Source organism: Aliterella atlantica CENA595 (assembly GCF_000952155.1).
Classification (GTDB): Bacteria; Cyanobacteriota; Cyanobacteriia; order Cyanobacteriales; family Chroococcidiopsidaceae; genus Aliterella; species Aliterella atlantica.
Genome location: NZ_JYON01000003.1, coordinates 276,704 through 291,564 on the forward strand (window position 1 = coordinate 276,704; position 14,861 = coordinate 291,564).

Annotated in this window: 10 protein-coding genes and 1 pseudogene; 1 reads left to right on the plus strand and 10 read right to left on the minus strand. The window is 45.1% G+C overall.

The window, feature by feature from the left end:
• Nucleotides 1-313: 313 nt before the first annotated feature.
• The 3 genes from UH38_RS05210 to UH38_RS05220 all read right to left on the minus strand — a co-directional run bounded on the left by UH38_RS05210 (nt 314) and on the right by UH38_RS05220 (nt 5,186).
• A complete protein-coding gene (locus UH38_RS05210; RefSeq protein WP_045053552.1) occupies nt 314-1,822 on the minus strand; it encodes a DUF4335 domain-containing protein in 1,509 nt (502 codons plus the stop codon).
• Between the two features lie 129 nt (nt 1,823-1,951).
• Nucleotides 1,952-2,539, minus strand: a complete 588-nt coding sequence (locus UH38_RS05215) for a DUF3038 domain-containing protein (RefSeq protein WP_045053553.1) — start codon at nt 2,537-2,539, stop codon at nt 1,952-1,954.
• A 247-nt stretch (nt 2,540-2,786) separates the two neighbouring features.
• A complete protein-coding gene (locus tag UH38_RS05220; RefSeq protein WP_045053554.1) occupies nt 2,787-5,186 on the minus strand; it encodes an endonuclease MutS2 in 2,400 nt (799 codons plus the stop codon).
• A 301-nt stretch (nt 5,187-5,487) separates the two neighbouring features.
• Here UH38_RS05220 and UH38_RS05225 point away from each other — a divergent pair, with 301 nt between their 5' ends.
• Nucleotides 5,488-6,651, plus strand: coding sequence for a GuaB3 family IMP dehydrogenase-related protein (locus UH38_RS05225; protein WP_045053555.1), 1,164 nt, complete (start codon nt 5,488-5,490; stop codon nt 6,649-6,651).
• A 203-nt stretch (nt 6,652-6,854) separates the two neighbouring features.
• On the opposite strand, the gene UH38_RS05230 is transcribed toward UH38_RS05225, so the two are convergent.
• The 7 genes and pseudogenes from UH38_RS05230 to UH38_RS05260 form a co-directional block, all read right to left on the minus strand.
• The gene (locus tag UH38_RS05230; RefSeq protein WP_045053556.1) at nt 6,855-8,531 is read right to left on the minus strand and encodes a GspE/PulE family protein; all 1,677 of its coding nucleotides are present in this window, start codon (nt 8,529-8,531) and stop codon (nt 6,855-6,857) included.
• Between the two features lie 227 nt (nt 8,532-8,758).
• Complete coding sequence (locus UH38_RS05235) at nt 8,759-10,045, minus strand: dihydrolipoamide acetyltransferase family protein (protein WP_045053557.1); 1,287 nt, start codon at nt 10,043-10,045, stop codon at nt 8,759-8,761.
• A 155-nt stretch (nt 10,046-10,200) separates the two neighbouring features.
• Nucleotides 10,201-10,650: a YlqD family protein gene (locus UH38_RS05240; RefSeq protein ID WP_045053558.1), complete on the minus strand. Its 450-nt coding sequence runs from the start codon at nt 10,648-10,650 to the stop codon at nt 10,201-10,203.
• Between the two features lie 36 nt (nt 10,651-10,686).
• Complete coding sequence (locus tag UH38_RS05245) at nt 10,687-12,624, minus strand: AMP-binding protein (RefSeq protein WP_045053559.1); 1,938 nt, start codon at nt 12,622-12,624, stop codon at nt 10,687-10,689.
• A gap of 199 nt (nt 12,625-12,823) precedes the next feature.
• Entirely contained in the window at nt 12,824-14,038 is a 1,215-nt protein-coding gene (locus tag UH38_RS05250; protein ID WP_052672261.1) for an IS110 family transposase, read from the minus strand.
• Between the two features lie 300 nt (nt 14,039-14,338).
• Nucleotides 14,339-14,563, minus strand: coding sequence for a hypothetical protein (locus UH38_RS05255; protein WP_045053560.1), 225 nt, complete (start codon nt 14,561-14,563; stop codon nt 14,339-14,341).
• A gap of 69 nt (nt 14,564-14,632) precedes the next feature.
• Nucleotides 14,633-14,861 (minus strand): annotated as a pseudogene (locus UH38_RS05260) (hypothetical protein); the annotation flags it as partial.

Sequence of the window (14,861 nt, forward strand, 5' to 3'; positions counted from 1 at the left end):
TTAGCCTCAAATTTACTGCTACCAACAATCTGCTTTGTTGCATAGTGACACACTTTTGTCAAGCAAAACATCTTCCTTAAAGAATAAATTGTCTACTTGATTGTGTACAAAATTGCAATAGTAATTAGTACCTAATGTTACATAATTTAATAAAAATAGGCGCAGTCTTAGTAAACCGCCCCTGGAGTAAATATGAAGGTTAAGGGCGCAACGCCGCAGCGCCCGTACTAGGAAGTGTAGAAAGTTTTGAAAATAAGGCAATAATTATTAAATTATTGTCTTTCTTCCCCTGCGCCCCTGCTCCCTCTACTCTCTACCTAGAATCTCTTACCTCTAAAAATGTTTGCACCTTGCCATCAGGATTAAACCGGACGCGGATTCTGGGATTTTGCCCATTGGCATTAGGAGAAACAAAGCGTTCGCCAATTAAAGGCATACCAGTACGATCCAAATAAAGTCGTGATGCTGCACCATAAGGCTCAATTAGTTGCACGCTACCATCGACATCTAGAACAATGCTGTATTGGAGAGATTGTCTCAAGCTAGCTGGTGGTTGCCAGCGCTTATTAAAGTAATCTCTTACTTCTGCAACCTGGGGAACATCATTATAAGCTGTAGTGGTAGGCGCTTTAGGAGCAGTTGGTAGAGCCGATGGCGGTGGTGCAGGTGGTGGGTTGTTGACGATAGCAATTTCGTTTTGCCTTGCGGCTGCAGCCGTCCGGTTACGTGTAGAAGTATTTTTATCGTTGCTAGCAGAATTAGGAATAATAGCTATTGGTGGCACAGGAGCGTTAGCAGGCGCACCCTTTTGGGGAACAGCGATCGCAACTCCATTTGGATTTGGGCTAGGATTACCACTTGGTTGTGGCGGTAGTTGGTTCGCAATCGAATTGCCTGGAACTGAAGTTGTTTTCCCTGGCGCGGTTGCTGTAGTTGGAACTGGAGCTTGAGTCGGTACAGTGGTATTCCCTGGAACTTGTGCTGACGCTAAAGGGGAAGGAGATATAGAACCTACAACTGGTGGCGGTGGCAGCGTTTCTGTTGCTGCTATGGTGGGAAGTGGTGAAGGGGCTAGAGCAACTTGGGAATTAGTATTACTTGGAGCTACAGTTTTAGCTGTTTGGGTGGGATTGGAGCGATCGAAAATTTGCAATGCCAGCGCACTTACACCTACCCCTAACAACAGTACAGCAGCAATATTTGCCCAAGCCATAGGAGCAGGCGAATTTTGAGTGCGACTAAAAGGAGTAGGTAACGCAACTAAATCAGCAGCGTAATCGTCAAGAGCAGTTGCCAGATCGAATAATTGGAGCGTGCTAATAGGGACAACTTGCCCAGTTTCTACCGTCGCTAAAGAGCCGAGGAAAAGGTTATGAGCAAGTCCTGTAGTGGGTTGGAAAAATATGCGATCGCTACTTCCACTTACTTCTTGTGGCGCACTACTTTCACTTACTTCTTGCGGCGCACTTCCATCCCTAGACAGGTCTACACTCGCTGCCTCGACTTCTGAGGTGGTTGCAGCTACCCCATCATCTGTCGAGGTGGCTTGCTGCCAAAAAGTGGTCTTAAACGTCTCTGGCGATTGCGCTAATAACTGTTGAATGTAATTTGTTACTGCTATATGCAGAGCTTCTAAGCGATCGCCATCGCCTGTAATATGAACCCGTTGTTCTGCTGGCAAGCGCGGATCGTCCAAGCCTAGATCGAACTGCACTTGTTTTACTACCGAACGACCCACCCAACGGGATACAGGAGAGCTATAAGCGACAACTTGCAAAGTGCAAGTAGGTGGAGTATAGCGACGTAGAACCGAGTTTGGCATAGTTTTGAGTTTTTAGTTTTAAGTTTTAAGTTTTATGAGTTGTTTTGGCTTAAACTTGAGAACTTAAACTTATTTCTGTGTCAGTTGGAAAAAACTGGAGAGGGAGAGATTATTAATCAAAAATCTTGACTATTGGGCGCGGTCTAAAAGGGCAAGCCACAAACGGCGATGACCGCCAGCACTGCTATAAAATAGCAGGTCTACTAGAAGTTTGAGCGCTAAGTCAGTCAAGTTATGGGTAGAGACATTTTCATCTTCTTCCATGCGTTCTTGATAAGTATTGCTAAAACCATCTAGATACTCTCCAAGTAAAGCGGTTTTGTGTGGTTCGCTGCCATCTTGAGCTACTTGTTCTAGCAAACCCACAGCACGACGGATAATTTCCTGGTGCTGTTTGGCAAGATAACAAATAATCAGAACGAGACTTCGCGCTTCTTCAACATCTAGCTTTTTGCGTCCGCCTTCACCTTTGCGTAATGGATTTGATTGGCGCAGTCGCCACAAAGTTACGCGATCGGGTATTTTTGCTTCTAGGTTCAAAACTGCTGCTGCTTGCAGCATAGCTTCAGAACCAATCCCTGTTAAAGCTTCCAAAGCTAGTAGCACCAAGTCAATTTGAGCTTTGATGTTGTCTAGTTGGGCTAAATCGGGTTGAGTGCGGTTAAGATCGTCCCACTGAGGAAACGATTGGGCGCTAGATGGCATAACTTTAAGCATATAAGCTAAGACAGGTATCGATGTTCGGTGTTACCTATTTTGAAACCAGACTTTGCACGCGAGGTTTTGTTTCTAATAGCATACGCCGTACTTAAATAGTTTTGAATGTTAAGTTTTGAGTTTTGAGTTGGAATAAATGTGTATTTGCCTAAAAATCTACTATCTTGGAGAACTTTTGAGTCAAAGTAACCAAAATAATTCGTAATTATGGACTTCAATTACGAATTACGAATTACTTTGCGGCTGTCTATTCAACATAAGCAATCGTGACACCAGTACCGCCGTCTGCTTGTTCGGCGGCTTCATAACGAGTGACTCTAGAGTGCTGCTTTAAGAATGCATGAACGCCTTGACGCAATTTTCCCGTTCCGTGTCCGTGAATAATCCATAAAGGACCGTTAGCAAGGGCGATCGCTTCATCTAATACTCTTTCGGCATCAGCTACTCGACTACCCCGCAGATCGACTGTATTTTTGGAGGTGCGAATTGCTGGTGCTGCTTGCTGTGGTGTTGGTTGTTCTTCGCTTTTTGGCTCTGGTTTTTTGGCTTTGGGTAACGTTACTTTTTCGCCATCCAATGATTCAATGTCTTCTAACTTGACATTCATTTTCATGATCCCAAAGCGGACATTGATAGCACCATCGTCGTCAGGATTGCTTAATACTTCAGCCGTTTGTCCTAACCTGGGGATGCGAATGCGATCGCCTATTTGCGGTTTAAATCCAGCTTTGGGTTTTGGTGGAGGCGATAACCGTTTTTGAGCAATTTGGTTGATTGTATTAGTTGCTTGTTGGGCATCTTGCGCTGTCACTGGACCTTTTTGCAGGCGGCGGATAACTTGAGCAATTTCGCCTTTCGCTTGGGCGATCGCATTTTGAATTGCTGCATCTTGGTTGGCGCGTAGTTCTCGCTCTCTTTCCTGCAAGGCTGCGGCTTTAGCTGATACTTGCCCGTAAAAACGCTCGGCTTGTTCTAATAGTTGTTGCGCTTCTGTAGCTTTAGTTTCTTGGCGTTTTCTTTGCGCTTCTAAGCCTGCAATTACTTGGTTTACGTCTTCAGTTGCACCGCCTATATAGCCTCTAGCTTGCTCAATTACTTCAAGATTTAGTCCCAATCGCTGGGCAATAGTTAGAGCATTAGAGCGTCCTGGAATCCCCCACAGCAAGCGATAAGTTGGCGATAGGCTCACTTCGTCAAATTCTACCGAAGCATTCTCAAAGCGCTCATCTTGATATTTTAGAGCTTTTAGTTCGCCAAAGTGAGTTGTAGCAATACTTAGCTGGGCGTGACTGGCAAGGTATTTTAACAGTGCGATCGCTAACGCGCTACCTTCGGCGGGATCGGTTCCTGCACCGACTTCATCTAATAACACCAGCGACGAAGTTGAGACTTCCTGGTTGTCTATACTAGAAATAGCGTTCAAAATCCGACTAATCCGGCGAATATGACCAGAAAATGTCGATAAACTCTGCTCTAACGATTGTTCGTCGCCAATATCTGTTAACACCTGCTCGAACCAAGGCATTTCCACAGGTTCTTTTGCTGGAACAAATAGCCCTACCTTTGCCATCAAAGCGGCTAATCCTAAAGTTTTGAGCGTAACAGTTTTACCGCCAGTATTTGGTCCAGTAATAGTTACTACGCGAATATGAGGTTGAATGAGTAAATCAACTGGTACAACTGCCCTACCTTGTTCGTGCTGCTGCTGCCAGATTAATAAAGGATGACGCAACTGGCGCAGAGTAATCGTCTCCGTAGCTGGATAATCAATAAATCGGGGTGGATTAGCGTGCAACCACAAGCTATAACGAGCGCGGGCTGTTGCTAGATCTAAAATAGTAGCGATCGCCAGCAAGCGTTCTAGATCGGTCTGAACTGCCGCTATTTGCTCTGTCAAAGCCCGTCTAACGGCTTCTTCCTCAACTTGCTCCTTCCTAACTAACTGCCGTAATTGATTGCCCAAAGGCACAACAGCATTAGGTTCAACATACAAAGTAGCGCCGCTAGTAGAAGTATCGAGGACAATCCCAGGAATCGCATCTTTTTGGGGTGCTTTCACCGGAATTGTAAAGCGATCGCCTCTTTGCGTAATTATCTGTTCTTGTACGGCATTAGAGTGACGCTGCAAAATATTGTGTAGCAAACGATTGATCTGCGTGCGTAACTGCTTTATTTGAGTACGGATACCAGCTAAATTGGGGCTAGCGCGATCGGCTACTTGAGCGCGATCGTCAATGCAGCGGTGAATTTCTTGCTCCAACTCTGGATAAGTTCTTAGTTCGGCAACCAAATCCGTAAGTACCGGAACATCTTGCTGATTGTCAATTACCCGCCTAAGCTGCCTAGCACCAGATAAAGTAGTAGCGACTTTTAGCAACTCATTACCAGCCAAAATGCCTTGCAATCCGGCTCTTTCTATAGATTCGCCAATATCTTGAATGCCCTCAAACGACAAACCCGCCGTTAGTCTAGTTTCTAACTCGTAAACCTCTTTAGTTTGTGCCAGTAACTTTTCGCTTTCTGCCTGCAAAGTAGGAATTACGAGATTACGCGCTGCAACAAATCCCAACTTAGTAGCCGCAAACGTAGCTAAATGCTGACAAAGACGCGACCATTCCAACAATTCTAAAGTTTCAGATTGGATCAAAGCTTACCTGCGATCGTTGCAACTACAAGTGTTAAAAAGCAGTTTTAACAAAACAATTGATAACTTCATTCTAACGAAATCTACACCTGTAGCTGTACCCTAACAGACACTAATAACAAAGCTCTCAGCACCTCAAACATACTAAACCCTCTCCCAAACCTCTTGACTCTGGGTTACGCCAGTCGCACGGGCGGCGGCTCCCCCCGCACGGCGCTGGCTCCTCTGCGTCTTGTGCGGTTCGTCTCAATCGTCCCAGCAATTTGATACGCTATGTCTTAACAGCATTAAAAGTGAAAAAAGAGTGGACATTCAAATAGGGCGCGGTAAAACAGCAAGACGAGCCTACGGCATAGACGAAATTGCCTTAATACCAGGCAACAGAACCCTAGATCCGAGCCTTGCAGACACCAAATGGCGCATAGGCAACATCGAACGAGAAATTCCCATCATCGCTAGTGCAATGGACGGCGTAGTAGACGTACGCATGGCAGTCCTTTTGTCCGAACTCGGTGCATTAGGCGTACTTAACTTAGAAGGCATCCAGTGTCGCTACGCAGATCCTCAGCCGATCTTAGAACGCATTAGTACAGTTGGCAAAGACGAATTCGTTGGATTAATGCAAGAACTGTATGCCAAACCCGTAGAACCAAAATTAATCGAGCAACGCATCCAAGAAATCAAACAACAAGGGGGCATAGCCGCAGTCAGCGCTACCCCCATCGGTGCAACCAAATACGGCGAGATTGTAGCAAACGCTGGAGCAGATTTGTTTTTCGTCCAAGCAACAGTAGTATCTACAGCACATCTTGCGCCAGAATCGCAAACCCCATTAGATTTAGCGCAATTCTGCCGCGATATGCCTATGCCAGTTATTTTAGGCAACTGCGTCACCTACGACGTTACGCTCAACTTAATGAAAGCTGGAGCGGCTGGGGTATTGGTAGGCATAGGACCAGGAGCCGCTTGCACGTCGCGCGGCGTGTTGGGTATAGGCATCCCCCAAGTAACTGCGATCGCCGATTGTGCTGCCGCCCGCGACGACTATTATCAAGAAACAGGCAACTATGTGCCTATAATTGCTGACGGCGGCTTAATTACTGGTGGTGATATTTGTAAATGTATCGCCTGCGGTGCTGATGGCGTAATGATTGGTTCGCCTTTTGCTAGAGCCGCTGAAGCTCCAGGCAACGGTTATCACTGGGGCATGGCAACACCTAGCCCAATTTTGCCGCGCGGGACAAGAATTCGTGTTGGTACTACTGGCAGTTTAGAGCAAATTTTGCGCGGACCTGCTCAACTTGATGACGGTACGCATAATTTACTGGGCGCTCTGAAAACCAGTATGGGAACATTGGGCGCAAAAGATATTAAAGAAATGCAGCAAGTAGAAGTTGCGATCGCTCCTTCATTATTAACTGAAGGCAAAGTCTATCAAAAAGCCCAGCAATTAGGTATGGGCAAATGATCGCCAGTTAGTTTCGCGATCGTTGGAGACATGGAAAATCCAAGAAAATCTAGGAGCAAAAATTTCTTTGAATCTGACAACTAGGCTCTACCAAAAAATTTGCTGTCGCGTACAATAGAAAAAGCGGAGACAAATGTTTCCGTTCACTCCTCACACCACACTTCGCCCGAATTACTATTCGGGCGTTTCCTTATTTATCCCTACTAATTAACGGTTACTGCTGATTGGAGTCGGCTTTTCAAGTTTTCATTGGTGGGAATTCTGTTATACAAAGAACTACGAGGCAATACGCGCATTATTTCTTCAACTGTAGTTAAACCGCTAGTAACTTTTTCAATTGCTGCTACTCTAAATGAGGCAAAGTTGATTTTTCTGAGATATTGATTGAGTTGAGTAATACTACCTTCGTAAATAATCTCTTGGACTGATTCATCAACATCTAATAGTTCGACAATTACCTCTCGCCCCAAATAGCCAGAATTGAAGCAAGCAGAACAGCCAGCACCTCGCCGCCACGTGCCAAATCGTTGTTGCAAACCAAGAACTTTTAAATCTGCGGCTGTTGGGGTATAAGGTTCGGCGCAGTGCGGACAAACGCGACGCACCAAGCGCTGCGCCACAATGCCTAATAAAGCATCGCTTAATAAAGCTGGGTCGGGACCAATATCTTTGAGTCGAGGAATTGCCCCGACTGCATCATTGGTGTGCAAGGTTGTCAATACCAAGTGTCCTGTTAGCGCTGCCCTTACTGCTGTTTCTGCCGTCTCTGCATCGCGGATTTCTCCCAACATAATGACATCTGGATCTTGGCGCATAATTGCCCGCAAACCAGCAGCAAAAGTCATGCCTGACGCTTCGTTGACTTGAGTTTGAGTGATGCGCGGCAGGACGTATTCTACAGGGTCTTCTACAGTAACTACGTTTACGTGTTCGTTGGCAACTACTTGCAAGCTAGTATAAAGGGTGCTGGTTTTACCGGAACCTGTAGGACCTGTAAGAATCACCATGCCTTGCGGTTGCTGCAACCAGCTTTTGTATATAGCTAAGGTTTCTTTGGAGAAGCCTAAGTTATTAATGTTAGAAAATGGGTTTTTGCGCGGTAACAAGCGGATAACAGCTTTTTCGCCATTGACGCAGGGTAGGGTACTGACGCGCATATCCATGCCTAGTTCGGCTTCGTGCTGGGAAGTATATTTTTCGCCAATTCTGCCATCTTGAGGGCGGCGGCTTTCGGAAATATCTATACTAGACATGACTTTGAGCGCGATAATTACGCGGCGGCTCAACTCGCCAGGCAAGATAGTAATATCTCGCAGTACGCCATCAATTCGGTAGCGCACTCTCAAACCGTCTGTCATTGGTTCTAGGTGAATATCGCTAGCGCGGTTACGTAATGCTCCAGAGATTAAAGTTTTGATTCTACCTATTTGGTCAGCAGCTTTAGAAAGGTAGAGTTCGGTAGTTTCACTGATATCTTCTTGCTCGTACTCGCCTGTGAGGGGATTGACTAATGGAGCCGAGCTAATACTGTTGACGTTGATGTTTTGCGTGTGGAACCAAGCGCGATAGCTTTTATCGGAGATGGGGACAATTTTGACTTGGCTATTAGTACGATCGCTCAATTCGGCGATCGCTTCTTTACTCAAAGTTACAGGGCTGCCTAAGTAATAACAACCCTGCCACAACAATAAGGGAATTGCAGGTGGCAAACAGCTTTTATCGTGAAAGTGCCGCAAAAATCTGGAACTAACTTCCCGATCGAGGAATTTTTGGTTAACTGTTCCTTGCTCGTCAACCAAAAGCTGTAGTGCTTGGGTGCAATTAATTTCTTGATTTTTAAGTTTTTGCCAAGCCGATAGGTTCGCGGGGGAAGTCTGCATATTTGTTGGTGTATTCACTATTAGCAGGTTAACTCCAGTATAAAAATTTATTTTTAGCTAACGATGAATTTGTGGTAAAGGGACGTTAAAGCTTGTGAGATTTTACGGAGTTGCTATCAGCCATGTTAGGTGAAAACCCGACCGTTAAGATCCCAAATATTAAAAAACTTGGAGTTTTTTACACCCCAAGATACTTGACTAAATAGCAATAAAGTTAATCGCTTAATTTAAAGAGTGAGGGATTGAGCGTTTGTTTCGATTAACTGCGCCAAATCCTTTAAGAAAGCAGCAGCCGTAGCACCATAAATAATCCGGTGATCGCAGGTAATATTGACTTGCATCTGTTTCTTGACACCAAATAAGCCATCATGAGCGACTAATTGCGGTTTAGCTGCACCAATTGCCAAAATCGATCCTTGTCCTGGGGGTAAAATTGCATCAAACCTATCTACCCCAAACATTCCCAAATTGGAGAGCGTAAACGTGCCGCTATTATATTCTTCTGGTTGCAACTGCTTGGCTCTAGCCCGATCTACCAAACCTTTCCAGTTCCGCGATAGCGAATAAATATCTATCTGGTCGGCATTTTGCAATACAGGGGTAATTAACCCGCCATCTTCCATCGCTACGGCGACAGCAATATTAATGCCAGCATGATAGACGATGCCTTGTTCTGAATAACTAGCATTAACCAAGGGATGTTTTTGTAAAGTTACAGCTACAGCTTTAGCAAGTAGCGCTGTCATTGTCACGCCCTTAGACTTAATCTGCTTGTACAGCTTATCTAGCCCATCAGTAGTAATGGTGTAACCTACGTGGAAAGTTGGCACTTGCAAGCTAGCCACCATATTCCGCACTACCGCATTTTGCAGCGTGTTCAAGGGTACTACTTGACCAGGTACGGCGGGTTTTTGAGTAGGAGGGGCAGAGAAAGCAGGGGAGGCAGGGGTAGCAGGGGTAGCAGGGGAGGCAGGGGTAGCAGGAATGTTTGCTGCGGCTTCTATGTCTTGAGCTACAATTCGCCCGTGAGGACCGCTACCTTGGAGGCTGCTGATATCTACCTTCATCTCTTTTGCTAGCTTCCGAGCGCGGGGAGATACCATAATCCGTCCTTCTTGATGGTTTGACGCACCATTTGGGGAAGCAGTAGTAGTAGGTACTGTATTGGCAACATCTGCTGTTTGCCCTGGAGAAGTAGTAGGATTTGTTGTTACTGGTGGGGTAGAACTACCTGCTGGTGAATTAGCTTTTTGCTGGGCAGTTGCTATTTCTGCTTCAGTTTCGGCAATTAAAGCGATCGCAGCACCTACAGGAGCCGTATCGCCAGAGTCAACTAGGATAGTAGCAATGTAGCCTTCATAGAAGGTTTCTACATCCATATCTGCTTTATCTGACTCGACAACTACTACTGTTTCGCCTTTTTCTACTTTATCCCCAGGCGATTTAACCCAATTAACAATTTTGCCCTCAGTCATAGTCGAACTAAGAGCAGGCATAAATACTTCGTGAATCATTTCTAACCTTAAAGCGCTAATCCAATAATCTTAATTATGAAAGCAAAGTTGCACCGGAGCTTAACAGTGACCAGTTACTAGGTAAGAAACAGCCAGCGACTAGCCATTGTTGATAACTTCTTCACTGGTCACTGGTCACTGGTCACTGGTCACTGTTAAAGGTCGCCGCGAATTTCCTCAACCACCCCGTCGCGCAGCAGAATTTCGACTTGCATTTTGCTAATCAGGTTGTCCCCTGGCTGGACGCTGAATAAGCCTTCTAGTTGAAACTGGTTAACTTCTTGATTGAGTTCTAGTAACTGCACTTGCTGGAGATTTTGCAAACTTTGATTTTTTTGCTCTAATAGTTCGCTTTTCTTTTCGTTAACCTGAATCTGGATGCTTTCGATTTGCTGTAAGGTTTGAGGACCTGGAGGCTGCAAGCTTTGCTTTTGAATTTCCGCGATCGCTCTTTGTCCTTGCATATCTAATTGTTGCAATTGACCGTCAACTTGGTTGATTTGTGCTTGCAACTGTTGCTGCACTTCGTCCTTCCACCGAGGAGTGACAACAGCTTTAACATTAATAGGTCGTTTCAGCGTGAGGTGATTTGGGGAAATATCCATAAAATCGAGGCACAATTACTAATTTGTGAAATTGCATCAAGCAAACATCCCGTTAATAATATCGTGGTAGCGTTCCATCACGACAGATCGTTTAATCTTCAATGTTTGAGTCATCATGCCATTTTCCAGCGAAAATGGTTCGAGAATAAACTTAAAAGGTCCAATGCGATCGTCAGCGCGATATCCTGGGCGATTTTGCACTTCGCGGGTCAATTCTTGCCTATATAAGTCCTGAATTACTTTGCTATTAAGAGCAGTTTCAGGGGAAGGCAATAAATCTAGTTGCAAATTTTGATTATCTGCCCATGCTTGCAACGCTTCTAAATTCGGTACGATCAAAGCACCAAGAAGTCGCTCATCTTGTCCTACCAGCATAATTTGAGCAATGTAGGGCGATCGCAAACAAGCATCTTCTATCGGCTGCGGTTCGATGTTTTCCCCATTACTCAGCACGATTGTATCTTTGGCTCGTCCGGTAATAATCAAATCGTTTTGCTTGGAAACCCACCCTAAATCGCCAGTATCAAACCAGCCTTGGGGGCTAATTGCTTTAGCAGTTGCTTCGGGATTTTTGTAATAGCCTTGCATTACCTGATCGCCGCGAATCATGACTAAGCCTTGCGTTTCAGGAGGTAAGGGGGCTTTAGTTTCAAGATCGACTATTTGCGTTTCTGTATTGGGTAAAGGTTGACCATCTGCGCCGCGTAAGTTGCGCCAAGTACGGCGAACGTGAGTTATGGGAGAAGTTTCCGTTAGTCCGTAGCCGCCTAAGATAGTAATACCAACAATTTCATAAAAGTCTTCTAAGTGTTCGGCGATTGAGCCGCCACCGCTGACTAAAAATTTAACTTGTCCTCCTGTAGCAGCGCGTACTTGTTGATAAACTAATTTATCTGCTACCTGATGAATTAACGTTAGCGGGATTGTTTGCAATCCTGCCCAAATTTTCTCCAATGTGGAGTGATGAAGGTTATTTAAATCTAATCCTTGAACTATACGACGGGCAAGAATGTAGCGCTGACTTTGAGCAAGTAGAAAATTAATCAACTTTCGCTTTTTAGCTGGCTGTTCCCGAAATTGCTTTTGCACCCCTTCATAAATAGACTCCCACAACCGAGGAACGCCTACCATGTAGTAGGGTTGGAAGTCTTTGAGGTCTTTTTTGACAGTGCGAATGTTAGTGTATATCTGCGTGCAACCGTGAGCGAGAGTAAAGTATTCAAAGCTGCGCTCGTAACAGTGCCAAACTGGCAAAATACTCAGCACTCGTTCCCCTGGTTGGGGTTCAACTACCGCCCTAGCGCCAAAAACCTGCGATAGTAGATTGCCATGACTGAGCATTACTCCTTTAGGCATTCCCGAAGTGCCGGAGGTGTACATTAAGGTTGCTAAGTCTTTTTTTTGTAGTTGCGCTGGTTGTAAGGAATGTTGAGTTCCAAGCTCAATTACTTGGGAAAAGTTAAGGATTTTGACATTGTTAGTCTGTGGTAACTGCTCGTCAGATAATAAAATTGCTAGTTTTACTGGCAGCGAGTCGAGGTCTTTAGATAATTTTCGCAGTAAAGCTAAGTCTTGGACGATTAGGGCAACGCTATCGCTGTGAGACAGAATATACAGCAACTCTTCTTTATCTGCTTGCGCCCCGCGTACGGCGTTTACTACACCAATTATCATCATGCCTTGATCGGCAATTAACCAGCGCGGCTGATTATCGGCAAATAAAGAAACGCGATCGCCTGTTTTAATCCCTAATGCCTGCAATCCAGCGCCAAATTGCTGAATTTTCTCGGATAACTGGGCGTAGGTTAAAACTACTTCTGGTTGCGCGTGAGGATCTCTTAAGGCAATCGTATCGCCAAATTGGGTGCGAGCGATCGCCCAAATTTCCGGTATGGATTGGATTGTCGCCCGATCGAGATGTTTTAAATTAGCCTGAGCGTGGTTGGTGGAATTGACTGAAGAGGATTTCAACATAAGGCGATCGCTTTTATAAAGTCAATTTTGATATTTATACCTTACTCTGGCTTTTCCTCTAAAAAGTCGTACTCTGTAGCCAGATTTAGTTTTGTCAATCCGTAGTTAGCAAGATAGGCTTATGTACTGAGTAGAAAGCACTGAGTTTTTGCAGACTCGATATCATTACTAAACATATTTACATTTCGTTGTAAACCTTTTAATCAAAGTGCAACTTGAGCCGTAGTTCTCTAAACAGCAGCGCCGTAGCTTTAAACAACACTCTAGTAAAGCTGTCCTTGCCAGGAATAGACGAATCCTCCGTTCGCAAGGCATCGAACTTCTCGCCCAAAATATGTCCGATGATTGTATTTAGGCGCTTGGGAGGCTGTGGGGCAATCGTTGATAGCGCCCAAACGTAAAGATGACTGCGAACTATTGACGATCCGTGAAAGCTCTTTGACTTTTTATCGCCGCTTTGCTTAAGGCTGTAGCTCAAGCCCATGTAAGATTGAAAGCTACGCAGCGAGCGATCGCGCTTTTGGAGTTTTCCTTTTGCATCTTCTTCCCATTCGATGTAGCGTTTACCATCAATCAGAAATTTCTCGAAGGGGTAAACCTGTGAAAGTATTAAAGCTTGCATTCTTACTCCAAAACCAAATTGGGCAAATACCTTGAGGTACGGGCTAAATTCGGGATTTTCTAGTAGATGTGCTAGAGCATTGGTAATCTTCTTCTCTCTTAGTTCCAACGTGCAAATCGCTGCTGCATGATCGCAAGAAAAGTCGCTAATTTCAATACCCAAAGTTCGAGCTACCGAGCCAGAGCGTTCGTTTTCTATGCGCGTATAAGTATGTATGCCAGCAAGAGCGCCCAGCACAGGCGTAAAGCCTAGTTTTTCCGATGCAGTAAACTTGCGAGTCGCAATTTCTGGAAACTCCAAGGTCAATCGCTGGCGCAACTGGTTAACTAGAACAGTGCGGTTTTTATCTATTTGCTCTAGTTCTAAAAACTTTTGGCGAATGAGGGCTATAGTACCCGACTCAAACGAAATAAAGCGTTTGCGTCCGTGAATATCGATAAAGCGCTCGTCGAAGTAGCAAAGCGCCAAGCAGAAAGCGTCCTCATCATCGCGTTTGTTGACAAAGCCGTAACTACCCCTTTGGTGGGACAGATCGGCATGACCTACCCAGTAAATCGGAATTTGAATGCTTTTGGCAAATTCGCGCCAAAAAGCACTATACCAGTTCCCAGTAGGTTCCATGACCAGGGCAGTAGGGTTGAGCGACAATAGTTGTTCGATGCCCTCAATACTGGTATTAAGGCGCACAAAATTACGTCGATGTTCGTTGAAGTAGCGCTTAGGGTTGGGAGGAAAACGATCCAATGCGGAGGCTACGGCAAAAGAGCGACCGATGTCTAAACCGACTATCATTTATTTAAGGTACTCGTAGGAGACGTGTATCTTTGGCGACCTCTAGAAGTGCGACTTATGAATCTCCCTGAAGCCAAAACACTGGCTTAATTCGTTGTTTAAGTCACTAGAGGAGTCATGCGTTGGGGTTGGCTGGCTTGCGAAATGTAAAAGCCATAAATGGCTTATTTCTTATTGGAAGCCAAACCCCAATGTACGACTGCAAGCTTTTTAAAGCTTGACGCAATAGATCGCGACTCTATTGCGCGACACCCCATCATGCCAGTTGGGGTGTTTCGCTAAATGAGTCAGTCTAGCTCGTCAGGCGGATTTATCGATGTGGTTAGTTTCGTTTAAGGCATCAACTAACAATTGGGCTTCGATGCCAACAAGACAATCAAATTCGCCCGTGTCGTAGATGACAACGATTTTCCCTGGTATGTCACCAGGTTTAACTTGACGAATTTGAGCCAGATTTAGCCACATCGTCGGCAATTTAACAAAATACACGCTCTTGACCTTGATAAATATGGGGGTTTCAATCATAATCAGTGTTGGTTAATTTTGGCGCGATTGCTTCCTCTTTCCGACGCGGACGCGATCGCTTTAGCTTATCTAAAAGCGGTCAGCGTCGCCCTCATCAAATAGCGGGTTATGGTCGTCTGGCATCGCTGATGATGGGGCATCTAATTGTTCGTGGACGAATAGGCGCAACGATCTTACCGTTTCAATTGGATCGTCGCCAAGCGCTACCTCGGCGGTTGCTTCTAGGCGCTCGGATTCGTAGTTACCTAGGTTTCTGACTGCCTGGTAACTGATAGATGTGATTTTCATGTTTGCACTC